The sequence below is a fragment of the Candidatus Nitrosocosmicus sp. R genome (genome assembly GCF_054408505.1).
In genome coordinates this window covers 1,444,965-1,468,298 of sequence record NZ_CP167090.1, presented here as the reverse complement: position 1 = coordinate 1,468,298, position 23,334 = coordinate 1,444,965, and the positions used below count along the sequence as shown (strand labels likewise).

The window sequence follows — 23,334 nt, the reverse complement described above, 5'->3', positions numbered from 1 at the left end:
ACCATGAATTTTCTTATTTGTTTATCTTAAATTTAAGAATATCTTTCACAAATTTCTCATACCCATCAACATCTTGAGAAATCGAAATCTCTAAGTTTTCGAAAATTTTGAAACAAGGATTTAAGGATCTTGTATGTTAAAGTCCTCCTCAATTTCCTTTAGTAAAACGCCTTTTCCTGAATTGTTAGGTCCTACGAAAATTGTAATTCTCTTGAAATTTACGTTAGTATCAGTTTTTGTGATCTTTTATCGAATTGCTAATTGTCTATGAATAACATGGGAGATACATAATTAGACAGTTAGTATAAGGAAAGAATGTATGATTAAAGGTAATAAAGAAAAGTTACCACTGCCAAATAAAACTGAAATACTGAGAGTTTGTATTCAATTATATTCTTACCATGATAGGAGTATTAAAGAATATGGGTTGTCGATAGGTGCATTGTATCATGAAATCTTTGGTAAAGATGGTAGATTAGAATTTAATAGTTTTAAAAGTTATATTGAGGGCTAAATTCAAATGGTTTGATATCCTTAAATAATAACGCCATAACAATCGATAAAAAGGTTGCAAAAACGTTAGTAGATTACGTTTTTGAATATAAAGCTGAAATCTGATCAACTTGTCAACAATCATCTTTTGTATAAAATGAATTGATATCTATTTTCTTCAAACTTTTTAATGTTGGACAGATTAGGTTTTTCAGTATCCAAAATAGACTAATTCTCAAATCATTATAATGATTCAGTCGAATTGGTTAATTACAAATATTAAAGATAAACTCTATCTTTCTATAACTCACATTCCTTCTCGTTACTCTAACCTGGGCCATTAAGATTAGTTTAATTTCAGAATTTCATATCATGTGCCGGTCATTGATAACATGTAATATTTAATGTTATTTCCATATTCCAGTTTTAATATAAAAGACTAAAATACTATGCACTTGCATAAAATACCATGACTCTAAGAATAAAATGTCAACTATGTGATTTTAACCATATTTCAAATATCTACCGATTAGGTGATCACAATTTCGGTAAGAATTTTTCAAATCTTGAAAGTTGTCCTAGCTGTGGACATGTATCTAAATGTGTTGAATCAGAATATATTATTAATTAGTCAGAGTATTTTATTGGCTTAATAATCTATACATGAAGAAAGATAATAAAACAGCGTAGAAGATATGCATGAATTTCCGAGGCTATTTATCTTTTCTCCTAGCTATAATGGCCCTGTTAACTTAACGATAAATCTTTAGCTTAAAGACGCTCTATTTCTGTTATGTTAAGTAAAAGAAATAAAACATCTTCAGAGCATATTTACTATGGTCTGTATTTGTACTTTCTTGGCTTATCGCTTAGAAATACTGCCAAGGCATTGTCCTTTTTACATATTATCAATAGAAGTCACGTTGCAATTTGGAATTGGATTCAAAGGTATAAACCTCGAAAGGTTTCAACAAGAAGAACAAAAATATCAGAATACCTCATTGATGAGACATTAATAAAAGTCGGCTCAGAATACTCTTGGTTATGGGCAGCAATCGAACCAGAAAATAGGCAAATTCTCGCACTCTTTCTTAGCTAATAAATCCAAGGAGAGGAACATGCTTATCGCAGAGAGATTTATTTCAGGTCTGATCAAGATTCACGGAAAACATGTCGTATCAACAGACGGTGGAACCTGGTACCCAATGGCTTGTAGATTCCTAAAACTAAAACACCATATCAATTCTTCGTTTGAGAAAAGTCTGATTGAAAGAACTATGCAGTACATCAAGGATCGAACTGAAGGATTTGACGATTACTTTCCATGTAGTAAAGAGAAGTGTAAACTAGATCATGTCAAAAACTGGTTGAATCTATTTGTAAAAATACACAACAAGGAGGTGCCAGACGCCTAAGTTAACAGCGCCCTAAATAGATACTAAATGTATATATATGATATGACTAGCGAAAAAAATTCTAATCCTATAATGATGTCTTTACATTCTCTCCATAAGGCTATTGCAGCCAAGCAAAATGAAAAATAAACAATTGGCTACTTTAATAAGTAATAAAATGTCTGAGATCACTTCAAAAATTCAAAACGTAATTGATAACTAAATAATGCAAATAACCGGCAATAACGAATTAAGAAGGTACTTGTTAGATAGAAATGATATTTTGGTATCTACAAATTTAAGTAATGAAGAGGAAATATTTAACAACGAAACAACCGAATCTGCTATAGATAGATTTCCTAGTTCTCTTTTTAATAAAAAAGTAAGTTTATTGAATGAAGACTTTGTGGATTTTATGATGGGCAAAACAGATACTCAGATAACGATATTTGGGGATTATGATCAAAGATTTGACGTACCGATATCAATAGCCAGGGAATTTAACAATAATTTAGTCCTCGATATGGAGTGGACCGAGTTTAAATCTTATCGTTTAGATGCTTCTTACTTCAAGTCGTAGTAATTGAAGGAAAAAGGTTCATCCAACCCGAATTGATATGAAAATTATTACCGAATGCTGTATCGCGCTTTGCTGAAATGTCAAGGCTCCCAAAATTTTTCGATAACAAAATTTCTACTAAAGGTTTAATCACCAACCAAACAACTACATTCTAGGTTCGTCACGAGTACCGGGAATTCTCAATTCAATATTATTTGGAAAAGTAATATCGAAAGAAGCTTCCGAGAACAAGGACGTAAACAGGTATCCGGATTCATAACATATGAGACTGTTGGCATTGGTTGACGGTTCTGAACATTCACTGAAGGCACTAGATTATTCGATAAACCTATTGAGCGGATTTGGTGCGAGTAGAAATGCATCTAAAAAAAGCACCAAAAATGATCATGAGTCAACAATTCTGAATGTGTCTCCAAATATGTATACATCATCTGGAATTATGACTCCTCTCAAACCATCTAAGGATGTTAAAAGAATTTCATTGGTTCAATATACTAATTAAGTTAATAGAATAATAGCTGAAAAAATCTCAAAATGATTAATATCGTGTTATAGTTAATTCTCTATATTTCTTCCTCATTGCCTAGCCTCGAAAGGACCTCGTTCTTAATTTATAGTTACAGCACGGACAATAGGAATTTTCGTCCCATTTAATAAAAATTTCGCAGACACGACATCTTTTCTGTCCTTCTTTATACCGGGATGTAACAAGGTGATTCCTTTTCTCCTTGTATCTTGTACAGATTCCGTTACAACTCAATTCTAATCATTTGAAAAATGAATTTTAATCATGAATAAATGTTTTTTATTTAGTTTTTCTAGGCTCTATATGATCAATTTCTAAATCAATTGTCATCTAAATAGCATCCTAGACTATTTATTTAAATCCACAAAAACGAAGGCAATTAATTAGATAAAATACAAATGTAATAAACTCAAAATAGGTAACAAGGATGGCGATTTTAAAACAGCAACGTCTTCCTCATCGACAACAATCACCTAACAAACATGAAAGTAATGAATAACAAGTAATTTAAAGAGGAATGTATATCATAAATTCAGTTTTCGAATATTATATTCCACTTGGATTAGCGTTTAACCAAAGAGAGTGTGAGAAGTAAGGAATAATGATGAAGTTGTTGATGAACTTTCTTGTTTTATACATTAACCAACCGGTTCCCGAGGTTCATACATCAATCTCAGAAAATCATTAGCTAACTGAGGACTAAATCCTGCGTAATTGTTATTGAAAGTAACGATGACGTCATTAATATTATTGGCTTTTACTGCATCTTTGATGTGTATAACATACTCTCTCAGTTCGTCTTCCTTGTCTTTTATGTTCAATCCAAAGTTCCTCTGGTCAGCAATTCTATCGCCAATGAATCTTAGATAAACAGTGTCGGTTGTTACAAAGGTTGGAGTTTTTAAATCTACTCTCACTCGCCAGACTAATGTAATATCATTTTCATTCAGAAAATCATATACACTGGCATCAAACCATGAGGATTCTCGTACCTCCAAAGCGTATCTGTATCTCTTATCTAATTTATCTAAAAAGGGAGCTAGTGATTCCAAACCTACCTTTGCTGACATGTACGACGGAAGCTGAATCAGAAGCATCAGTGTTTTATCTAATATTGGTTCCAATACATAAAAAAAGTATGCAAGGTATTTGAGGACTCTTTCAAGCTTGTTTACATGTGTTATTACCTGTGGAAACTTAAATGTGAATTTAAAATCATAGGGAGTTTTGTTTTTCCACCCTTGGATGATATATCTTGAAGGAACATAATAAAAAGTTGAATCAACTTCTATAAAATTAAAAAACCTTGAATAATATGATAGTCTCCGCCAATTCTCAAGGTTCTTGGGATAAAATGTACCCTTCCATCCAGAATACGTCCATCCAGAGCATCCAACATAAAGATTCACTATTAAATATGATTAATTACCTAGTTTTAAAAATATATAGTTCAATTTTCGCTTAGGATTCTATTAACTATCTCCGTTTTATTCTTCCACTTCAGTAGATTTTCTTTTATTTACCGTATCACTTCCTTGGTCTCCTTTAGAATTGAAGATCTTTAATATGTGTAATTAACTGTGTTTCTTAAAATAATATCTTAAGACAGCCCTTTAACAAATAAATGTAAAAAAAGGGTGCTTTATGCTGGATCAATCCAAATTTTCTGATAAATTGACTTATATCGACCTACCAATTCGGTATACTTAGACACAATTTTAGATTTTGATATTTTAGAAAAAGGTATAAAATATTCTTTCTTGCAGTCTGGATCTGAAAATTTCAGAAACAGAATCCCCTGGTTGCTAATGTATATAACTGCTTGGCAATAACATAGTCGGAAACAAGGCTTCTTCTGCAAGCCATCTCATTAGGTCACTCTCATCCCATTCCTTTCCTCGTGGAGCATCAGGTATTGTAAAATTAGAAAGTATCTTTATTTGGAATGTGCCCTTTTCCTCTTAATACTTGTCAATGCCGTTAATCAATACTAAAGGTAATAACGATATTTTCCCAATCCAAATGAAACCTGGCCTCTTGGTGGTAAGGTATTCTTCTCCTTCTACTGGCATCCATTTTTGATTTTCGTCTTGATGAAACTCCTCTGTATACTTAAGTTTAATATAGCTGACATACTGTTGGTCCTTCTCCAAGGAAAATGTAAAGTATCTCTGAACAGGTTCTCGAGGGTTCTTTATTTGTTCCAATGAAAAAGTTTTGGTTGAGACGTCTTTTAATGCAGAATAAAGTGTGTTGACCTCTCTCTCTATTTGTTGGTTAAAAATCAGATCACTAAAACCAATTATAACGAAGTATGTATCAGTTGCAACAGAATGTATTAGTATTACTAATATCAAGATTTTCTTCTTGAAGAATCTTACGAGTGAACATTGCGTTCTCCACTAAGTATAACTTGTTCGATTGATCTTCTTGGCGTTGGCAATACTTCTCTATCAGAATAGCCTATTCGTAGTAGTAATTGCGAATTTGGGTCACTATGACCAGGTAGTAAACTGTTAAGCCTTTTTCTCAAATGGGGAACTTCAATAGATTGGTTTAAGTAAGAACACCATATATTTTCAGACCTTAGGTACAGAAGTATGTTCGATAATTATAGACCCGCATTCAGCCATGAAAGCGTGTCATCTGCGCTTGTACCTATTACTAACAGAGCTGGAGAACCTATAGCAAGTTCCTTGTCCTTGGCTGCTTGTCCTTTACCAAAGTCAAATGTTCGTATTATAAACGGGCCGACTAAAGACATGATATCACCAAATCCAAACGCATAACCGGGTATCCCATCCCTGAGATGACTCCTATTTGTGTGAACCCACAAAGCCAATTCTCTCCTAAACTTTTTGTCTGACATTTGAATCCTATCTCCTTCAGTAATCAGTTTAGCAAGTTGCTCTTTATCCTCCATGTTCTTCTCGATATGAAACCAGACATCCTCATATTTTTGATCGATAGATTGAAGGTTGGAGAGAATCTCTTTTGAGATTTCCTTATCACCGTCAAATCCAAATCTGTTTGTTCTTCTCATCGTAATCGAGTTAAACAATCTTTTCAGTCCTTCATCCTTACTTTTCTCTGGTTTTTGATTGATGTCTATTGCCCTAACTTAGCCAACAAATCATGGTCACCCTCTTCTTCTTGTGGTAACAAGGATGTTTCAAATCTGTAGCCAAATTATGATATTGCCAACTGCATATTAAACAAGGCAGAGCCGCAACTAATGGTCAATTCTCTATCGTCAGGGTCTACCACAGGCAATGCTCTTGTTCTGTCAGCGTACATTTCGATAATACTATCATCGGATATTCTAAATGTCCATGGTTGAGTATTGTGACCTGATGGGACCAAAATAGCATAACACAGAAAGAATTTTAACTTGTCTAATGGTTTGTCATAGCTGGAAAACCAGGTGTCAGACACCCTCCAAGGATCAAGACCCTTGTATTCTTTGTCTTCTCTTGTTGATTCTGGCATGATATTCAAAGAAGGAGCAATTAGAAAAGTATCATGTAATCCCTAGAATGATTGGGCGGGTATTTGTTTTGCATTCTTTAACAATAACGAAATAGTCTTTAACGCATTTATCATTTATTCAATTAGAGTATGATCCCTTCTTAACGATTCTGTCGCTGACACATATTACCAAGTACTAAATCTCTTTTCTAAGTTTAACAAATGTAACAAATTCCGTGGCTTTATCTACAGATAATTCTACAAAAGTGGTAAATCAGGCGAATTTGCTACAGTTGTTTGGAACCAACATCGAACCACGTGATGGTATATCCTCATCTAACGAAACCATCCTAAGTGAAAATAAAACAAATGATTCGATAGTGTCATCCTCGGTATATAGGAATTTTCTGTCTCTTGGGGACAAAATAGTCCGCGGCTATTTTAGCGTTGGGGATTGGGAACAAAGTGTTCATGTGTCAAGTATCTCAGGTTTTCAGACTTGCATTTGGGCCAGAAATGTTGAAGTTTTTCATGGGGGTATTCAAATAATTACTCCTGCTACCCAGTTTCAGTGCGGAGGAAAAGCTGGACATACGGTAGATGGATTGGTTCTTGACGTACCTGCGCAAACCGGCATGGACTTGGGATGTATTGGTGCTGATACAGGGGAAACTATTACCATCTCAAATGCTTTTGGAGCCAGAGTAACAGTATTTATAACAGTAATAACAGCCCCAGGTGCAACTCTAAACATGATTGGTGTGCCTCATCCGTAATCCAACAGATTTCTTGCGTAATAAGCCGTCTTTAACATTTTGTCGGCAAGTTATCTCTTTATTTATAAATAACAACATTGGTTTGAATTCCGTAGAATTTATGCTGATTTTTTGGTAATCATTTGAATATGCTAATTATGTAAGAATCAATCACTCCTATGAGCTTGAAACACTTGTCAAGTGTTAGTATTTTGATCGACATTTTGTTCAATAACAAAATGTCCAAAACTTGATAATTCTTCAAAGTTAGTAAATATCAAGAGAATCGAAAGTGTGATTATATTTTATTTCCTCAAACCAGGCGAGGTTTGGGATTAGAATCCATGTGATATATAGGCTCTGTTAATTTAATAATTATTTGTTTATCACAAACTCCTTCATACTCATTAGCCAATCCGTGAATATACCATTATCTATTAAGTCATCTTAGCCATATAGTTAAGGATTTCTTCTAGTTTACCTTTAAACATTAAGTTGGTACATAATATAGCGATGAAGTGACATTGGCGAATTAGATATTTGAAATTTCTTAAAAGAGGTGAAGTGTGTCTCTTTATACACAAAACTATCCGTAATTACCCAAATATATTCTATATATGTTGTAATTTATTTATAAAATAAAATGGTTTTAAGGCGGTAATACCCAATCCGACGATTGATGTAGTAGCGTATTGGCCTGAAGGGAAAGCCATATGTTTATTCTTAGGTCCAACACCCATAAGTAAAGATGGCAAGATATTGGCGTATTCTCCTGCGAATGTTGTAGGTAAAATTCTTGATCCGCACCTCAAAGATGATTGGTTGGATAAGGCTGAAACCAATACAAATGTGATTATAGAATAGAAGTGTTTTTGAAAAAGCATTTAACAATGATTCTTTACATATGAAGCATACAATATAGTCGCATTTAATGGTAACATACAATGGGTATTGATTAATATAAGTAAGGGACTTAATTACGATCCTGTAGACTTTAATTACAATGCTTTCAAAATAAATTAAACATTTACTTGATAAAGAAACCTTATTGTCAGGTGAATATCACATAAATGAATATGTGTGATAAAGTTTAAAGCGAATTATTCTATTAATTATTTGTCAATGTGCAGGTTTTTTGATACACTTTATCCAATAGGTAAAATGTTTCCAAATACGCTGAATCTTACTTCCTTGAGCACACTTTTAAAGCATTTTGAAAATAAATAGATTGTGAGATTAATAATTTATACCGGAAAGGGTGGAACGGGAAAGACAGTTAATTCATGTTCTACTGCTATAAAACTTGCGGATCTAAATAATAAAACTTTGATAATATCATCCGATCCTGCGCATACTTTAAAAGATGCATTTATGACATCCGTCGTAGGAAATAAGCCTGTCAAGGTATTGGATAATCTTTATGCATTACAAATAGACCCAGTACTTGAATTAGCAGAAAATTATGGTTCTATTTTGTCCTATGTTGCATCGATATTCTCTAGAAGAGGATTAGATGAAACATTATCCTATGAGATTGCAATGCTTCCTGGAATGACTCAACTATTTTCATTGTTAAAAATTGAAGAATTTATACGTCATCAAGACTTTGATTGTATAATTATGGATATGCCAGCTTCTGGAGAAGCTTTGAGATATTTGTATTTTCCCAAACTTGCTGGAAATATTGGAGAAAAGCTCTCCGGGTTTTCAGGAGTTTTTAGTGGATTTGTAAAAATGTTTCAACCTTTTTCTTCTTTTGCACCGATTCCTACTGATGTAATTCAAATTGAGATGAATTTACTAAAGCGACTTGAACTCTTATCAAAAACAATAATTGATCCCAAAATTACAAGTTTGAGACTAATAATTAACCCAGATACATTTAGTATCGAGAATGCAAAAAGAGCTCTTATGTCTGCAAACCTTTATGGCATTAATGTTGATGCGTTAATAATTAATAAAATATTTCCCCGTGAAGTCCATAATAGCTATTTTACAAAGTGGGTAGAGTATCAAAGTACAAAAATTGAAGAGGCAAAAACCAGTTTTTATCCATTGCATATTATAGAAGAAAGATTTTATGAGAAAGAACTAAAAGGAATCGAGATGTTAAGGGAGAATGCAGAGGCAATTTTTAATAATGAAGATCCATCAAGAGTCTTTTATTCGGATAAGGTTTTTGAATTCGTAAAAGATGGTTCGATATTAATTTTGAAGGTAAAGGCCCCATTCACAGACAAAGACAATTTTAATGTAAATCGATATGGCGACTATCTAGCCATTAAACTTTTAGGCGCAACAGGTTATATTGTGAATGTTATTCCTTTACCTGCAGCTACTATAACCATGAAACTTTTTGAAGTGAAGATACATAAAGGCATAATTGAAGTAACATTCAAAGAATAAATTCTAACCGTATTCATACACTAATCAAAGGAACGTCAGCTACACAGTAAAACCATTAAATGATTTAAATACTCAAGATAAAATTGCCTATAGTATCAATATTCTCTACTAAATATTCTAGAAGCTTCTTGAGACTTTTTGACAAATGGTTTTTGACATTTGCAAATCATGTCAATAGATTTTTTCAATCTGTCTATTCTTAAATTTGATAAGGGATTTCATATCTGTATGTTAGCTGCATCTTGCAAATCTTTAACATTACCTTTGTCATTTGCTGAACTAATAAAGCCATTGTATGAATCCATGATTATGGCGCGGGGAGTGGGATTCGAACCCACGAGTTCTTGCGAACATGGGATTAGCAATCCCACGCCCTACCAGGCTAGGCGACCCCCGCTTTACCATTCTTTTTTGGCATGGGTATATTAATTATTTGCAATCAAAAATGTCTGAGCGAAGAAATATGAGTTTAATGGAATTAGTGTCTTGATATTTTTCGCAATTGTTGGTTAATAAAGATTTAATACTTTATCCATCTTTTAATAGGTATGCCGACTGCTTATGTATTGTTAAATTGTGATCTAGGTTCCGAAGCCGAGATTATTAAGAAAATAAAGGAGGTTCCAGAAGTTAATGAAGTAAACGGAGTGTTTGGAGTCTATGATATTATAGTAAGAATATCATCTGATAATATGGATAAATTGAGGGAAATTATTACATGGCGAATCCGAAAAATAGATAAGGTTCGCTCTACTTTGACTATGATAGTTATTGAAGGGCAATCACGTTGATTTGAATATCGTTTTCTATATCCCTTTTCTATTTGATAACTTGATAGAAAAAAAGTGGTAACTTAAGATCGTTCCCTTAATTTGAGATAATATCAGGGTGATGACTATCTATTTTTTCAACTCCAATATTGTTTTTTTCATGAATCTGATAATGTAGGTAAATCTAACTTACTAACAAATCAGGATAAAAAAGTACATCATATTAATCTAAAATCAAACGGTTCAATTATGAAATTAGGAATTTAGATAAATCTTGTTTATGGTATATTGTATCTAAATTTAAAATACAAAGGACTATTGAACATTCTAGAGAATTTGAGTTATTATCTTAGTTTCCAACATTACCCCAGGCCAATTTATCAAAACAATAAATTTACAAATTCAACGTTTTTGCAATAAGGGTATTGAGTATCGTGATAATCAGAATTATTGGTCAACTCTCATAGTGACTTCAGTATCTTTTTTGAGACATAATCATGAACCGGTAATAATTTTTCACAATAGCGATATGAATGACTCCATATCCGTCCAACCAACCATCCATACCAACATTGCAACTAGCTTAATGATTTTCTGTTACTTAATTGATCCCTAGTCCTATAATATTATTTTTCAAATAATTTATCTAAATTGGATAGTAGATAATAGAGTATTGATATGAGCGAGCTAAAGTAATAGTTGTAACGATGATAGTAAGAGTTTCTACCTTCTATTCCTCCTGCTTATTCTAATCTATAACTTTTATCAATGATCTTATTGAGTTGGCTGTCCTTACCATTTCATCTTCGGAATTGTAAAAATGTGGTGATGCTCTCAAGATTTTTCTTGTACCTATTTCCCTTTCTGCCAAAATCACCCCTTCCAACTGTAACCTGGCATTTAATTTTTGGATTCTGGCATTATTTTGTTTTCTAAAAGAAAATGAAACAAGTGATGATCTGAATTCTTCCTGGGTTGCTTCATGCAATACTAAATCATTGATTTTCATTAATTCCTGCCTCAATATTGAAGCAAGATATTTGTTGCGTTGGAAAATATTTTGTATTCCCACTCTTAGCAGATATCGCAGTGAGGCTTCAAGTCCTGCCAACCCGGGGAAGTTCCTAAAATTAGCATGATACTTTTCTGGATACTTGTGGTATTTAGTGGATTCCATTGAGTTCTTGCTCTTATTTGCCTTTGAGTTCTTATTTTTAGGAAATACAAGCTCTGCAGTTCCTGATCCTATGGACACAGGATTCAAATCTTCCATCACCTGCTTTTTGACATAGAGTATTCCAACTCCTAAAGGCCCACACAGCCACTTAAAGCCAGGAAAAGTTAGAAAATCGCATTTCATTTTCCTTACGTCGGTTATCATGGCACCAACACTTTGAGCTCCATCAATGGAAAATAGAGTATCTTTGTTCCTTTTTTTTATAATGTTTCCAATTTTGTCAACTGGAGTGATTGATCCATCATTATAAATTACATGGCTTGTAGAAACCAATTTAAAAGTCTCTTTATTATAAATACTGGCAAATTTCTCAATCAGTGAATTTCCATAACTCTCGACCTTTTCTTCTGGGAAACTCCTGACTTGTAGGTTTTTTTCTGCAGAGAGTCTTATCCAAGGCAAATAATTTGAAAAGTGCTCGTTTAACGAATTCCTAATTAATAATCTATCATTACCTTTCCAAGCCAGTCCATTAGCAATCATGTTGATTCCTTCTGTGGTACTTTGGGTGAAAATAACTTCATCCTCGCGCCCATTTAGTAGATCTGCAACCCGTTTTCGAGTCTCCAATTTAAGTTCGTCCATATAATCTGCAAACTCTTTAGAATCTGGACCAACTTCGGAATATCGTATATTAAAATCTGTCATTGATTTAATGGAAGAAATGGGGAGAGGGCTAATCGAACCATTATTCAAATAGATTCTTCTTTTGGTTATATAAAAATCTGAGTTGATACTGTCTAACATTTCTTTATCAAAAATAGTCATATTTCCTTGGTTACTCAATATATATCAGATTAGGCATTATTATTTAAGGTGAGCTGAAATACTACCTTCATTTCTATATCCCATAATCTCAAGTGGAATAAATTTAATGTATTATTATGATATTAATGCTAAAATAACCTTAATTGAGAAATTAATCACTGAATTTAGGGGTTGGAATATTTTGATAATGGATTTTGACACTCAATTGACCTCGCTAAAAAATAATCAGGCATTATGTTCAAAGTGTGATCCTTATCGTGATATTGAGATATTTCTTCCTTATCAAATTACCCACAGTGCGATGGTCGACAAGGTTATTGAATATGATAAATGCAATTCACTCATAGTAATAGATTCACTAAATGGGTTGTTAGATTACTTTAGCTTTTATGGGATTAATGAGATTACCAACAATGACAAAAATATGAAGGCCCCCCACCGCATCGCTAGGTTGCATCATGCTCCTGCAAAAGACGCAGGATATAAGAGCTTAAACTTGATAAAAATACTATTTGAGTGTCATCCTAATAAGGAAATACCAGTAATAATCACATCCTATCAGTCACAAAGTAGCATCGATCGATTAATATCTGAAACTATTTCAGATGATGCATTTCCATACCACGAAAATAATCATTTCAGAAGGATTTCAAATTTAGTTTCTTTACTTGAATATTTTCAAGATAAGGATGACTTGTTTATTACTATCTTAAAGAAAACTCCTAGTTCCGCTTACAAAACCTCGCCTGATTTTCCTAATTTTCCGCATACTCGGAAAATGATCAAAAAACCTTCAGCAGATTTTAACTCGGTTTCTTTAGGCCTTTAATTCCATTATCTTGTACATGAAAATTAAAGATACCATCATTATCAAAAAGCCTGAACCCAATAGGGCATATTTTTCATATAATTTTTCTACATTAAATGCTTTGACAGCTATCAGGGCACCAACAAATCCGAATACCAACAAAGTAATGCCTATCATCGTCTCATAGTTGTTTTGTACTGCTCGAGAAGGTAGAAAAACAGCCTGATTGTAATCATGGCCTTCTATGATTGCATTTATTAATCCAGCGGCAAATGCAAAGTATATCAATACAAAAATACTAGCAAGAATGAGCACAGGTTTGATAAATCCAAGTTTCAATGCTGTAGTTTAATCTAAAGGATTTATAAATTAAAACTTTTTCCCTTATTACGTATGATAAAGTCTAGGGAAAAAATATAATCATGGAACACGTGGGAAAAATCATTGTTTTAGAAGGCCTTGACAAATCAGGCAAAACAACTCAAGCTCATTTGCTACAAGATTACTTCAATGATAGATATCCCGGTCTAACAGAATTATTTAGCTTTCCAGATTACTCTACCAAAATAGGAAAAGAAATACGATCCTTCTTAGATGGCAAAGTCCAATACAATGCTGAAACTAAGCACATACTTCTTTCAGCAAATCGATGGGAGAAAAAAGAAAATATTCTAAACGCCTTAAGGTCTGGAAAAACAATTATCTTAAACAGATACTATCAATCCAATTTAGTATATGGCCTTGCCAGCGGCTTAAACTTCGAATGGTTGTCTATCCTAGATAAAGGCATGCCAAAAGAAGACGTTACTATAGTTCTAGATGTGAGCCCTCGTGTTTCATATTTACGAAGTATTGCAAATAATTTTGTCCTAGACGATTTTGAGAAAAATCATGAGTTCTTAGAAAAAGTAAGAACTAATTATCTAGAACTGGCCAAAGTATTTAATTGGAATGTTTTACAATCGGATAATTCTAAGGATATTATTTTTAAATCAATCCTTAACATAGTAGGAGAACAATAGCATTTTTTAAAACATGGATAAAGAGAGTGGAGAACAAATATGGCTCTAAAATACGTAGGAGAAATTACTGATCCAATACATAAAAACATAAAATTTACCCAGGTAGAAAAAGAGATAATAGATACCCATATTTTTCAAAGACTCCGGAGAATTCGTCAGTTAGCTGGTGCGCATCTTGTTTATCCTGGTGCACTTCATTCCAGATTCGAGCATTCCCTTGGTTCAATGTTCCTAGCTGGGATGGCCGGTCAAACGTTATATGATAAGGGATACTTTACAGATAACGATTTAATCCAGCAGCTAAGGTTGGCAGCCCTTTTACATGATGTAGGACACGGTCCATATTCTCATTTATTTGAGGAAATTCTTAAAGATTCTAAAAACAGCTCTCACGAAAACCTCGGAGAGAGGATTATCTTGGAAACCAAGATATCTGATATTATTATACAAAATGGATATAATCCTGCTACTATATCTTCCTTAAGCTTTGGAAAACATAATTCAGGCTTTTTAAATGAAGTTATTTCTGGCGGTTTATCTGTAGATTTGATGGATTACTTACCACGGGATAGTTATTTTTCCGGTACTGAATATGGAAAAATAGATTATTTTAGAATTATTAATTCTCTGGAAGTTGCGTCTTCAAAAGTATTGGGGATAAACAAATCCGCATTATATTCATACGAGTCAATGCTGATATCAAGATATCAAATGTTCAAATCAGTGTATTTTCACAAAACAGTTAGGTCCGGCGAAGTCATGATCTTACATTCGATGAAACATCTCAACAAGTCTCTGCACTTGACTGATTTTGATTCCCTTGAGGATTTTTTTAATTTGCATGACGAGATGATCCTAGAATTATTGTGCAATTTTCGACCATCAAATTCACAAACTATGGATACTTTTGCTGTGAAGCTTGCAAGAGACTACAAAAGACGAAATTTACTAAAATGCATTTATGAATATTTTTCGTTGACTAATCAGAGATACGAAGATGAGCGTAACAATATACAATCGAGAAGCCTTCTTAGTAGGACTATTGATTTTGAAAAACAAATCTCTATAGTAAAAAGGCTTATTGGACAAAATCAAAATTATGGGGAACCAGTTTTTTTGGATATTTCCAGAGCTCCTTCGATCCCATTGGCACCAAAGAAGGAAGAGGTTACTTCCATCATGATAATAAGTGAGCAGGCAGAATATGAAAAGTCTTTTGATCAATTACCTTTGATTAATGTCATCACTGGATATCTTGATATGATGAGAGTATATACCACCCCAGAAAAAAGGAAATACTTTGAATCTATACTTGAAGATTCTGAAAACCAAAATTTCTAACGATTTTTATAATCACTTGCCAAATGAAATTCTATGGATAAACCAAGGATAGTGATAAAATTAAGTGGGAGTTTATTTAATTTTGACACAACCTCTTCTCAATTAAATGACTATGTACAGTTGATAAAAAAATTAAGCCAAGTTTATCAACCACTCATTATTACCGGTGGGGGAAAGATAGCGAGATTTTATATTAATTTATCACGAAGCTTGGGAATGGATGAATCCGGACTTGATTTGATTGGAATCCAGGTCTCACATTTGAATGCGAGACTTTTGATCTCAGGTCTGGCAGGATATTGTTATCCCCTACCGCCTAAGAATCTAGAAGAAATCTCTGTAGCTCTCTTATCCGGTTTAGTTATAGTAACAGGTGGGATTTATCCTGGTCAGAGCACGAACGCAACTTCAGCTCTGATAGCCGAACGTGTAGGTGCAACAAAGTTTTACAACGCTACAGATGTTGATGGAATATATGATTCTGATCCTAGAACAAATCCAGAAGCCAATAAATACGACAAGATAAAAGTCCAAGATTGTGTTAACATTTTAAAATCAGAAAAATCTATGGCAGGTACATATGACTTGATGGATCTGATAAGCTTAAAAGTGATAGAAAGATCCAATTTACCAACAGTAGTATTCAAATCAACCATAAACAACATTGAAAAATTGATACTTGAAAATGTCAAAATGGGGACAGAAATTATTATATAGTTTTTAAATCTCCTTCAAAAAATTTCATTCCGTCTGATGAAATCTTATCTAATATCTTTTCGCCCTCGGTGATACCCATGGGTTTGGTTTGTGCCTTGGCATATCCTTCTTCGTCTGTAAGATATATGATTATGTTGTTATCATAAATCGCCTTACTAACGAACAAATCTTCTCCAACAGGCAGAAAGCCGTCATCTTTGGGGCTTTTTTTTATTGTATAAGTTAACATAGCAAATCCTGCGTAATCAAATAATTTCATTTGGGCGGCTCTTGAACGTTGCTGTCCGATAAATGCTGCTTCGTTGTACCTCATAGTATGATTCAATTTATTTAAGAACCTTATTTACATTTTGGACAGTATTAAAACCTGTGCATTCTTAAAGCTAAATATTCTGGAGGAGATTTTGAATATTTGTTTATTAATGGGGATTGCAAATTAATTTTTATGGCATTCATAAACGGAATGGAATGGATAATAATAATTTTAGTTATCGTTGTCATATTTTTTGGTGCCAAAAAAATTCCAGAATTAGCTAGATCAATGGGTAGAGCAACCAGTGAATTTCAGAAGGCCAGAGTAGAGGCAAAAAAGTCCCTTGCAAACGAAACATCCAATCAGGAAAAAGGACAACAATCTATTGACAGAGAAAAACTGGAATCGATAGCAGAGACATTGGGTGTTGATTACTCAAATAAAGATGATCAAGATTTAAAAAACGCCATTGATGAAGAGCTAAAGAAACAAGGTACACCAAAATAAATTTACAAGTAAGAACTAAAATATGAAAAAAGTTCAACTATAACGTCCCGGAATGAGAATTTAAAAAATGGATGTAGGTAATCTAATAGACAAATATGATTTGGATAATATTACTTTGGGGGTTATCGGAAGCCACTCTGCTTTAGAAATAATGGATGGTGCCAAAGATGAGGGGTTTAGAACCATATGCATATGCCAAAAAGGCAGGGAGTTACCATATCAAAAGTTTAGTCGACTGGCTGATGAAATATTAGTTTTAGATAATTTTTCTGATTTAATGTATACAGAAAATCAAAACAAATTACTTGGCTTGAACACGATTTTGGTTCCACACAGATCATTTGTAGTTTATTTAGGGATTGATAATATTGAAAAATCGCTAAAAATTCCTGTATTTGGAAACAGATATATTCTTAAGGCTGAGGAAAGACACCTTCCTAATAATCAATATGACTTGCTAAGAAAAGCTCATATTTCTATGCCAAAAATATATACAACTCCAGAAGAGATTGAAGGCCCTTCTCTGGTCAAGATTCAGGAAGCCAAAAGAAAACTTGAGAGAGCATTTTTCATAGTAACGTCTTACCAAGACTATAAAATAAAATCTGAGAAACGAATCGAAGCAGGGTTAATAAATGCATCAGACTTGAAGGATAACTCTACCATAGAACAATACCTTATAGGTACTTATTTCAATTTTAATTATTTTTATTCACCACTCGATGGAGATGTTGATTTTTTGGGCATTGAACGAAGACTACAAACGAACATACATGACTTTACTACTTCAATACCTGCCGTAAATCAACTTGAAATGGCAATTGACCTGCAGAATATAGAAGTCGGCCATACACCGGCCAGTATTAGAGAATCTCTTTTGGATAAAGTATTCAAAATGGGGGAAAAATTTGTTCAGTGTACATTAAAGGAATATCCTCCTGGTATTGTTGGTCCCTTTTCGCTACAAAGTGTTGTTACTGTAGACTTGGACATAATAGTCTATGATGTATCCCTTAGAGTCCCAGGAAATCCGATTCTAGCTACCACAACGCCTTATACAAAATATAAATATGGGGAAACTTTCGGTGTTGGCAGAAGAATAGCAATGGAAATCAGACGTGGACTTGATAACCCAAACGATTTAAAGAAATTAGTTACCTAGTTATTTATTGGTAACAATTATTTTTTTACCAAAGTTAAATTACTAATGGTGAAATGAAAGGAGCCCTGGATTATTTTAGATTCATATTTAACGGATTTGAACTACCTCTTCTACATCTAAAAAATGCCTCAACTTGACCCGCAAAGAAGCGAGTAAATTAATCTCTTTTTTTAAATGATTAATCTATTTAGTTGTGTCTTCAAGTTTTTCTATCAGACTTTTTCTTACTATATCCTCAAGACCTTTGAGATTTTCTATCATATTTCCTCCGCCTTGTCCAAAATTAGGTGTTCCTCCACCAGAGCCACCAAGCATCTTTGATAGATTGCTTGCCAATACATTTGCTTTAATTATTTTTATTGCATTTTTTCCACAAAAGACAATGACTTTTGCTGATTTGTTTTCCATGATTATTACTGAAATGTAAACAAGTTCTGGATTTTGTTCTACTGTAGTTTGGCCAACCAAAAGATGGAATTGATCATCAAATTCTTCGTCTATTCTAAAATAACAATTCAGAAATCTATTTTCATCTGATTCTGATTTGAGAACAATGGAGTCCTTTATTGTTTGATCCACAGATGCAATTGAAATTCTTCTTAAAAGGCTTTTAATTTTCTTCTTTGATTTATCTAATTCATCAATATTTTTTGAGAATGTTTCTAAAATTTTTTCTCGATTAGTGCCCAGCTTATTAACAATATATTGTATCTGGTTGTCCTGATCTTGAACACGTTTTAGTGCATTTTCCCCAGCAACAAATTCTATTCTAACAACTCCATCCTGAATTCTCTCTGTCTTTATTATTTTGATAAGACCTAATTCGCCTGTGTTGAAAACATGGGTTCCTCCACAAGCTTCGATATCTAATCCTCCAATGTTAACGATCCTTACATCGTTTGATGGAACAACACCGCCTTGGTAGATTCTAAAGCTGTAGTTTTGTTCTGCTATTCCTCTGGTGTAAAAATTAATCATGACTGGCAAATTCCTTCTAATTATTTCATTTGCTTTTCTTTCTATTTCCTGCATTTCTTCCCTGGATAAAGCGGAATGATGTGTAATATCCAACCTGGCATATGTTTCGTCCTTGTATGCAGAGTTTTGCCAAACCCATGAACCTAGGACACTTTTAGATGCATGATTGATTATGTGAGTAGCAGTATGGTTTTTGGTTATGGCTAGTCTCCTCTCCTTCTCAATCACACATTTGATGACATCTCCTTCTTTTTGTTCAAATTCCCCAATCAAGTGATGAAGGACCTTGTCTTTGATTTTTACCACGTTATCAACTTTGTAAGAACCAATATAGCCAAAATCAGGTTCCTGCCCTCCACCCCTTGGATAAAAACAAGTTTTGTCTAAAACAATTAAATTCTTGTTAATTATTTTTAATATCTTTGCGTCAAAAGAATAAATACTTGGGTCGTCGTAATACAATAACTTCGTTCCTGTGATACTATCAATGTCAACATTATCATCAAAATTGAATTCTTTTTTATCTCCTTTTTCAGACCGACTGGTTGAATGTAATTCCGAGAGTCTTGTGTAAAAATTTGCTGGAACCGATTCGAGAAGTCCGTTTTCAACAAGATAATCAGGAGTAACCCCATCGGATTCATAAAGTCGGATCAAATCATCTAAATTCAATTTGGTTTTCCCTTTTTTTATTTTATTTGAAATTGTAACAATTCTATCTTGTGTCTCAATAAATCTCTTGCCCTCGATATCCAAGACTTCATGAATGTCATTTCTGTACTCCATTAATTCTGGGTATAACGGTTGTAGTTGGTTCAAATGCATATCAACTATATCTGCGACTTTGAGCCCTATGTCAAGTTGTTTCAATAGAGAAAGTGTTCTTCTAAGGATAACTCTTAGATTGTATCCACCTCCAACGTTTGAAGGTAATGAGCCATCGCTTATAGCAAAAACTAGAGTTCTTGTGTGATCTATAATCGTATATAATGATTCGTACGGGACTACAATTTTTTGTAATTTTTCAAAATCTATACTTAATTCTTGTGCTATTTGTTTTTTTACCTGCAAAATATCAGAGGTCGATTCCAACTTTGCTGAAATTCTACTAAAGTAATCTGAAAGGATTTTGGATTGAGAATTGTTTTTTCTATTCGAGTTAAATGAATTATCCATCCCAGACGTTTCGTATATCCTTTTTAGTATCGGTTCAAAAGTACAATCGTAGCTGGTTGGGGTTCCGTTTGTTATCCACGATAGTCTCTCTAAACCTGCGCCCATATCTATTATCTTGTTCTTAAGAACCCTATGATTTTTTTCATTACCTTCAAATTCTGTGAAAACGGCGTTGCCTAATTCCAACCCCCTTACAAAATATTCAAGTGAGCTACCAAATGCCCCCGCACCAATCCATACATCCTCTACAAACGTTATTTCAGCGGGGGATATCCCGAAAATATCTACCAATAATCCAAAATCCAGATCTATACACCGATCTTTCCAGTAACCTCCCTTGGAATCTGCATCGCATGTTTGCCCTACCATGCAAAACGAGGTATAGTGTCTCCCAGTTATCCCGACATTCTCAATGTCATTAAACCTTAAACACATTTGAGGGACTACTAGTGGATTACCGGGCAATTCGAACATTACTTTATTATCGGCGACCCTTTGAAAATCTACAATTGAAGCAATGGTGTAGTAAAGGTCATCTCTCCATCTACATACTACCGGATACCTGTTAACTATACTGTGACCATTTTCTTTGAAGTAATCCCTAATCTTCTCCCACGATTGAGTATAACTATATCTTCTGAAAGTCGGTGGATTTCCAATAAATGTATAGTTTTCATGATCTGGACAAATAGATCGTAGAGGAATGGCCCAAAAGAACCTACTACAAATAGAACAACTCTGACGAATAAAGCCTAATTTTTCAAATAGTGAAACTTTATAATATTTTTCATAATCTGAGGAGAAAAGTGAAAGAAGCTCGGATTTATTCAAATTAAAAATAATTTATGTATTAAGAATATTAATGCTTTTAAATCATTTCAAAATATTTAAAAAAAACTTTTCACTTATGAAGAGATTGCCTCATTGATGAATTTAACGTAGGTATCTTTTGGGGCTGCACCTATTGTTCTTTTTATCTCCTTTCCGTTTTTGAAAATCAATAGTGATGGAATAGACTGGATACCGTATTTCATTGCAATTTCTTGATTTTCATCGACATTTAATTTTACCACCTTTATTTTGTCTGAATAGGATTGTGCTATTTGTTCAACAACTGGGCCAACCATTCGGCATGGACCACACCATTCGGCCCAAAAATCTACAAAAACTGGTTTGTCAGCTTTTAAGACCTCTAAATCCCAATTTCCAGTTGTTACGTGAGTGACATTGTCGTTTCCCATTACTATTATTTAGCTCTAACCGTATTTGAATATTTGTTTAAAAAAATTTTGGAGTTCTGATGAACTTGATAATCGTTTAGAAAGAAGAAATATAACAGCGGTGGATAAAGAAAGATTGAAAATTTGGAATCTTAATAGGTATTTATTCACATTTCATAATTAATAAGAGAATAAGCAAAAAAAAATAACTGGTTTGAAAGGATTAGTTAGCAATTCTAAAAGAACTAAGCTACGTGGTCGACTCTATTTACAAAATTTTTTATGGCTCTAAGGCTCTAAACCATATGAGAATAACAGAAAAGGAATTTGACACAATCTCACATTGGTCGTAGCCTGCAATAGTACTGTTACCTTTGTCCATTATACTTGTTTCATGAATGTTTTCCCACTTTGTAAGTCGAAATCACGTTCTTTCATCTAAAAAAATTGGACGGGATGCAGATAAAATCAACAAAGCCTGTCGACAAAGAAAAGAAGGAAATCATAGTTTATCTTTGATGAAAAGATGGTCAGAGTTGGGAATGCGAGATACATGTGGTTTTGGATTGCAATCAAATTGTCAATAAGCAAGTAAATTCTCTTGCTATCAATTTCCAAGGGAAAAAACACGGAAGTGACATTAGAGCGTACTTTATCATGAAATACCAAAGGTTAAGGTATATATTCAATATCCGGAGACAACGGATGACATTAGGTACCAAGGTGCAGATTTCTCAAATTAGAACATTACAACACCTCTTAGAGAAAACCCTGCATTAAGTTGAATTCAATACATCCTGGATAGAACCGTACACCACGATGAATTTTTACTATGTTTCATTAGGTCTGCATTCTTTATCGGGTGAAGAATTGGCTGAATTTGTTTGGATATATTTACAAAAAGGAGGTATGTAAATTGAGCGAACTAAGCCTCGAAGGCAATCCTATATTTTATGAAAAATGGACACAGGCAAAAGTAGGTGAGTGTAGTTGTGCTATAATGATATCATCAAATTTGGGACGGCAAGGACGATGAAGTATACATATCAGGGACGTGGATTAAAGTAACTCAGCCGGCATAATATGGGGCACAGAACCTTACTTATGAGTGGGTTGTGAATATATTCCGAGTATAGGTTTACCAGTCAATTTGTTCACTTGATATATAAAAGCGACACACTAGCATACCATAACATAATGAATTAACCATTTATATATGTCCATTATAAGTATGTGCTTATATAGCATTAGTTCACCCTATCTTCGTTTAGTACATTAGGCGAAGCGGCACGAACCAACATTTATCATAAATTTATCGATCTTAATCACCTCTAACATTGAAATTTCTAAAAGGATATGTTAATGACCATATTTTACATTTTTTCACCCATTTCATTAAAAAACTACATAAAATACCTCAATAATGACAAGTTCCAATTCAAAAGATCCATTACCTGTTAATTTCAGCATCTTTCCCTGTTCCCCCATTGCATATTTCCAACTTCCTGTTAGGATCAATCGCCGTACATTTTGAAATCTCTATTGCACAAATAGACCTGAGGCACGCGGGGTATTATTACAGGATTACCATAGTTTCTACGAATGGAAGAATCCCAACTAAAATACCTTGCTAAGCTTGGTATCCAACCAACCGTCAGACAAATTTGAGATAATTTGCCCAAAGGTCTAATCCGGGCGCAAGTTTTATGCATACCTCTTTGAGGTGAAAAAGATATATTCTTATAAAAATTTGA

General features: G+C 33.6%; 23 protein-coding genes, 1 tRNA gene and 1 pseudogene. 14 read left to right on the top strand and 11 right to left on the bottom strand.

Annotation, left to right across the window (positions count from 1 at the left end):
* Positions 1-319: 319 nt before the first annotated feature.
* From AAGU22_RS07590 to AAGU22_RS07570, 5 genes are all read left to right on the top strand, one after another.
* Complete coding sequence (locus AAGU22_RS07590) at positions 320-514, top strand: hypothetical protein (RefSeq protein ID WP_458721583.1); 195 nt, start codon at positions 320-322, stop codon at positions 512-514.
* A 771-nt stretch (positions 515-1,285) separates the two neighbouring features.
* Positions 1,286-1,591 carry a hypothetical protein gene (locus AAGU22_RS07585; RefSeq protein ID WP_458719600.1) on the top strand — a complete coding sequence of 102 codons (306 nt, stop codon included), beginning with the start codon at positions 1,286-1,288 and terminating at the stop codon, positions 1,589-1,591.
* Positions 1,592-1,610: 19 nt separating this feature from the next.
* Positions 1,611-1,907, top strand: a complete 297-nt coding sequence (locus AAGU22_RS07580) for a hypothetical protein (protein WP_458719599.1) — start codon at positions 1,611-1,613, stop codon at positions 1,905-1,907.
* A gap of 205 nt (positions 1,908-2,112) precedes the next feature.
* A complete protein-coding gene (locus tag AAGU22_RS07575; RefSeq protein WP_458721582.1) occupies positions 2,113-2,466 on the top strand; it encodes a hypothetical protein in 354 nt (117 codons plus the stop codon).
* A gap of 277 nt (positions 2,467-2,743) precedes the next feature.
* Positions 2,744-2,968, top strand: a complete 225-nt coding sequence (locus AAGU22_RS07570) for a hypothetical protein (protein WP_458721581.1) — start codon at positions 2,744-2,746, stop codon at positions 2,966-2,968.
* Between the two features lie 662 nt (positions 2,969-3,630).
* Here AAGU22_RS07570 and AAGU22_RS07565 read toward each other — a convergent pair.
* The 4 genes and pseudogenes from AAGU22_RS07565 to AAGU22_RS07550 all read right to left on the bottom strand — a co-directional run bounded on the left by AAGU22_RS07565 (position 3,631) and on the right by AAGU22_RS07550 (position 6,481).
* Positions 3,631-4,401, bottom strand: coding sequence for a DUF72 domain-containing protein (locus AAGU22_RS07565; protein ID WP_458721580.1), 771 nt, complete (start codon positions 4,399-4,401; stop codon positions 3,631-3,633).
* A gap of 396 nt (positions 4,402-4,797) precedes the next feature.
* Positions 4,798-5,199 (bottom strand): annotated as a pseudogene (locus tag AAGU22_RS07560) (DUF6920 family protein).
* Positions 5,200-5,603: 404 nt separating this feature from the next.
* Positions 5,604-6,053: a hypothetical protein gene (locus AAGU22_RS07555; protein WP_458721579.1), complete on the bottom strand. Its 450-nt coding sequence runs from the start codon at positions 6,051-6,053 to the stop codon at positions 5,604-5,606.
* 128 nt (positions 6,054-6,181) lie between these two features.
* Positions 6,182-6,481 carry a hypothetical protein gene (locus AAGU22_RS07550; RefSeq protein WP_458721578.1) on the bottom strand — a complete coding sequence of 100 codons (300 nt, stop codon included), beginning with the start codon at positions 6,479-6,481 and terminating at the stop codon, positions 6,182-6,184.
* Positions 6,482-6,696: 215 nt separating this feature from the next.
* On the opposite strand from AAGU22_RS07550, the gene AAGU22_RS07545 reads away from it, so the two are divergent.
* On the top strand, positions 6,697-7,236 hold the full coding sequence (locus AAGU22_RS07545; RefSeq protein WP_458721577.1) for a hypothetical protein: 540 nt from the start codon (positions 6,697-6,699) through the stop codon (positions 7,234-7,236).
* 590 nt (positions 7,237-7,826) lie between these two features.
* Here the strand turns inward: AAGU22_RS07545 and AAGU22_RS07540 are convergent.
* Positions 7,827-8,099 carry a hypothetical protein gene (locus tag AAGU22_RS07540; protein WP_458721576.1) on the bottom strand — a complete coding sequence of 91 codons (273 nt, stop codon included), beginning with the start codon at positions 8,097-8,099 and terminating at the stop codon, positions 7,827-7,829.
* A gap of 346 nt (positions 8,100-8,445) precedes the next feature.
* On the opposite strand from AAGU22_RS07540, the gene AAGU22_RS07535 reads away from it, so the two are divergent.
* Positions 8,446-9,621, top strand: a complete 1,176-nt coding sequence (locus tag AAGU22_RS07535; protein ID WP_458721575.1) for an ArsA family ATPase — start codon at positions 8,446-8,448, stop codon at positions 9,619-9,621.
* A gap of 310 nt (positions 9,622-9,931) precedes the next feature.
* Here AAGU22_RS07535 and AAGU22_RS07530 read toward each other — a convergent pair.
* Positions 9,932-10,018: transfer RNA gene (locus tag AAGU22_RS07530), tRNA-Ser, on the bottom strand.
* 151 nt (positions 10,019-10,169) lie between these two features.
* Here AAGU22_RS07530 and AAGU22_RS07525 point away from each other — a divergent pair.
* On the top strand, positions 10,170-10,412 hold the full coding sequence (locus AAGU22_RS07525; protein ID WP_458721574.1) for an Lrp/AsnC family transcriptional regulator: 243 nt from the start codon (positions 10,170-10,172) through the stop codon (positions 10,410-10,412).
* 727 nt (positions 10,413-11,139) lie between these two features.
* Here AAGU22_RS07525 and AAGU22_RS07520 read toward each other — a convergent pair.
* The gene (locus tag AAGU22_RS07520) at positions 11,140-12,414 is read right to left on the bottom strand and encodes an aminotransferase class V-fold PLP-dependent enzyme (RefSeq protein ID WP_458721573.1); all 1,275 of its coding nucleotides are present in this window, start codon (positions 12,412-12,414) and stop codon (positions 11,140-11,142) included.
* Between the two features lie 88 nt (positions 12,415-12,502).
* Here AAGU22_RS07520 and AAGU22_RS07515 point away from each other — a divergent pair, with 88 nt between their 5' ends.
* On the top strand, positions 12,503-13,225 hold the full coding sequence (locus AAGU22_RS07515) for a hypothetical protein (protein WP_458721572.1): 723 nt from the start codon (positions 12,503-12,505) through the stop codon (positions 13,223-13,225).
* Here the strand turns inward: AAGU22_RS07515 and AAGU22_RS07510 are convergent.
* Positions 13,214-13,543 (bottom strand): hypothetical protein, encoded by a 330-nt coding sequence (locus tag AAGU22_RS07510; protein ID WP_458721571.1) that lies wholly within the window; start codon positions 13,541-13,543, stop codon positions 13,214-13,216. The two genes, AAGU22_RS07515 and AAGU22_RS07510, sit on opposite strands and share 12 nt — an antisense overlap.
* 83 nt (positions 13,544-13,626) lie before the next feature.
* Between AAGU22_RS07510 and tmk the strand changes: the two genes are divergently transcribed.
* The 3 genes from tmk to pyrH are packed head-to-tail and all read left to right on the top strand — an operon-like array spanning position 13,627 to position 16,284.
* Positions 13,627-14,226 carry a dTMP kinase gene (gene tmk, locus AAGU22_RS07505; protein ID WP_458721570.1) on the top strand — a complete coding sequence of 200 codons (600 nt, stop codon included), beginning with the start codon at positions 13,627-13,629 and terminating at the stop codon, positions 14,224-14,226.
* 39 nt (positions 14,227-14,265) lie between these two features.
* Positions 14,266-15,567 (top strand): HD domain-containing protein, encoded by a 1,302-nt coding sequence (locus AAGU22_RS07500; RefSeq protein WP_458721569.1) that lies wholly within the window; start codon positions 14,266-14,268, stop codon positions 15,565-15,567.
* A gap of 33 nt (positions 15,568-15,600) precedes the next feature.
* Positions 15,601-16,284, top strand: a complete 684-nt coding sequence (gene pyrH / locus AAGU22_RS07495; protein ID WP_458721568.1) for a UMP kinase — start codon at positions 15,601-15,603, stop codon at positions 16,282-16,284.
* Here pyrH and AAGU22_RS07490 read toward each other — a convergent pair.
* A complete protein-coding gene (locus tag AAGU22_RS07490) occupies positions 16,277-16,597 on the bottom strand; it encodes a hypothetical protein (RefSeq protein ID WP_458721567.1) in 321 nt (106 codons plus the stop codon). The genes pyrH and AAGU22_RS07490 overlap by 8 nt on opposite strands.
* 99 nt (positions 16,598-16,696) lie before the next feature.
* Between AAGU22_RS07490 and tatA the strand changes: the two genes are divergently transcribed.
* Together tatA and AAGU22_RS07480 are read left to right on the top strand one after the other, a co-directional pair.
* Positions 16,697-17,044 carry a twin-arginine translocase TatA/TatE family subunit gene (tatA, locus tag AAGU22_RS07485; protein WP_458721566.1) on the top strand — a complete coding sequence of 116 codons (348 nt, stop codon included), beginning with the start codon at positions 16,697-16,699 and terminating at the stop codon, positions 17,042-17,044.
* 67 nt (positions 17,045-17,111) lie between these two features.
* A complete protein-coding gene (locus AAGU22_RS07480) occupies positions 17,112-18,206 on the top strand; it encodes a DUF1297 domain-containing protein (protein ID WP_458721565.1) in 1,095 nt (364 codons plus the stop codon).
* A gap of 183 nt (positions 18,207-18,389) precedes the next feature.
* Here the strand turns inward: AAGU22_RS07480 and alaS are convergent, their stop codons facing one another.
* A complete protein-coding gene (gene alaS, locus AAGU22_RS07475) occupies positions 18,390-21,191 on the bottom strand; it encodes an alanine--tRNA ligase (RefSeq protein ID WP_458721564.1) in 2,802 nt (933 codons plus the stop codon).
* Between the two features lie 74 nt (positions 21,192-21,265).
* Positions 21,266-21,601, bottom strand: coding sequence for a thioredoxin (gene trxA, locus AAGU22_RS07470; protein ID WP_458721563.1), 336 nt, complete (start codon positions 21,599-21,601; stop codon positions 21,266-21,268).
* Positions 21,602-23,334 lie beyond the last annotated feature (1,733 nt).

What these genes read in the sequence shown, in the direction of transcription:
- AAGU22_RS07590 (WP_458721583.1), top strand. Translation starts at nt 320, where the DNA reads ATGATTAAAGGTAATAAAGAAAAGTTACCACTGCCAAATAAAACTGAA.
- AAGU22_RS07585 (WP_458719600.1), top strand. Translation starts at nt 1,286, where the DNA reads ATGTTAAGTAAAAGAAATAAAACATCTTCAGAGCATATTTACTATGGT.
- AAGU22_RS07580 (WP_458719599.1), top strand. Translation starts at nt 1,611, where the DNA reads ATGCTTATCGCAGAGAGATTTATTTCAGGTCTGATCAAGATTCACGGA.
- AAGU22_RS07575 (WP_458721582.1), top strand. Translation starts at nt 2,113, where the DNA reads ATGCAAATAACCGGCAATAACGAATTAAGAAGGTACTTGTTAGATAGA.
- AAGU22_RS07550 (WP_458721578.1), bottom strand. Translation starts at nt 6,481, where the DNA reads ATGCCAGAATCAACAAGAGAAGACAAAGAATACAAGGGTCTTGATCCT.
- AAGU22_RS07540 (WP_458721576.1), bottom strand. Translation starts at nt 8,099, where the DNA reads ATGCTTTTTCAAAAACACTTCTATTCTATAATCACATTTGTATTGGTT.
- AAGU22_RS07525 (WP_458721574.1), top strand. Translation starts at nt 10,170, where the DNA reads ATGCCGACTGCTTATGTATTGTTAAATTGTGATCTAGGTTCCGAAGCC.
- AAGU22_RS07515 (WP_458721572.1), top strand. Translation starts at nt 12,503, where the DNA reads ATGTATTATTATGATATTAATGCTAAAATAACCTTAATTGAGAAATTA.
- tmk (WP_458721570.1), top strand. Translation starts at nt 13,627, where the DNA reads ATGGAACACGTGGGAAAAATCATTGTTTTAGAAGGCCTTGACAAATCA.
- AAGU22_RS07500 (WP_458721569.1), top strand. Translation starts at nt 14,266, where the DNA reads ATGGCTCTAAAATACGTAGGAGAAATTACTGATCCAATACATAAAAAC.
- pyrH (WP_458721568.1), top strand. Translation starts at nt 15,601, where the DNA reads ATGGATAAACCAAGGATAGTGATAAAATTAAGTGGGAGTTTATTTAAT.
- AAGU22_RS07490 (WP_458721567.1), bottom strand. Translation starts at nt 16,597, where the DNA reads ATGAGGTACAACGAAGCAGCATTTATCGGACAGCAACGTTCAAGAGCC.
- AAGU22_RS07480 (WP_458721565.1), top strand. Translation starts at nt 17,112, where the DNA reads ATGGATGTAGGTAATCTAATAGACAAATATGATTTGGATAATATTACT.
- trxA (WP_458721563.1), bottom strand. Translation starts at nt 21,601, where the DNA reads ATGGGAAACGACAATGTCACTCACGTAACAACTGGAAATTGGGATTTA.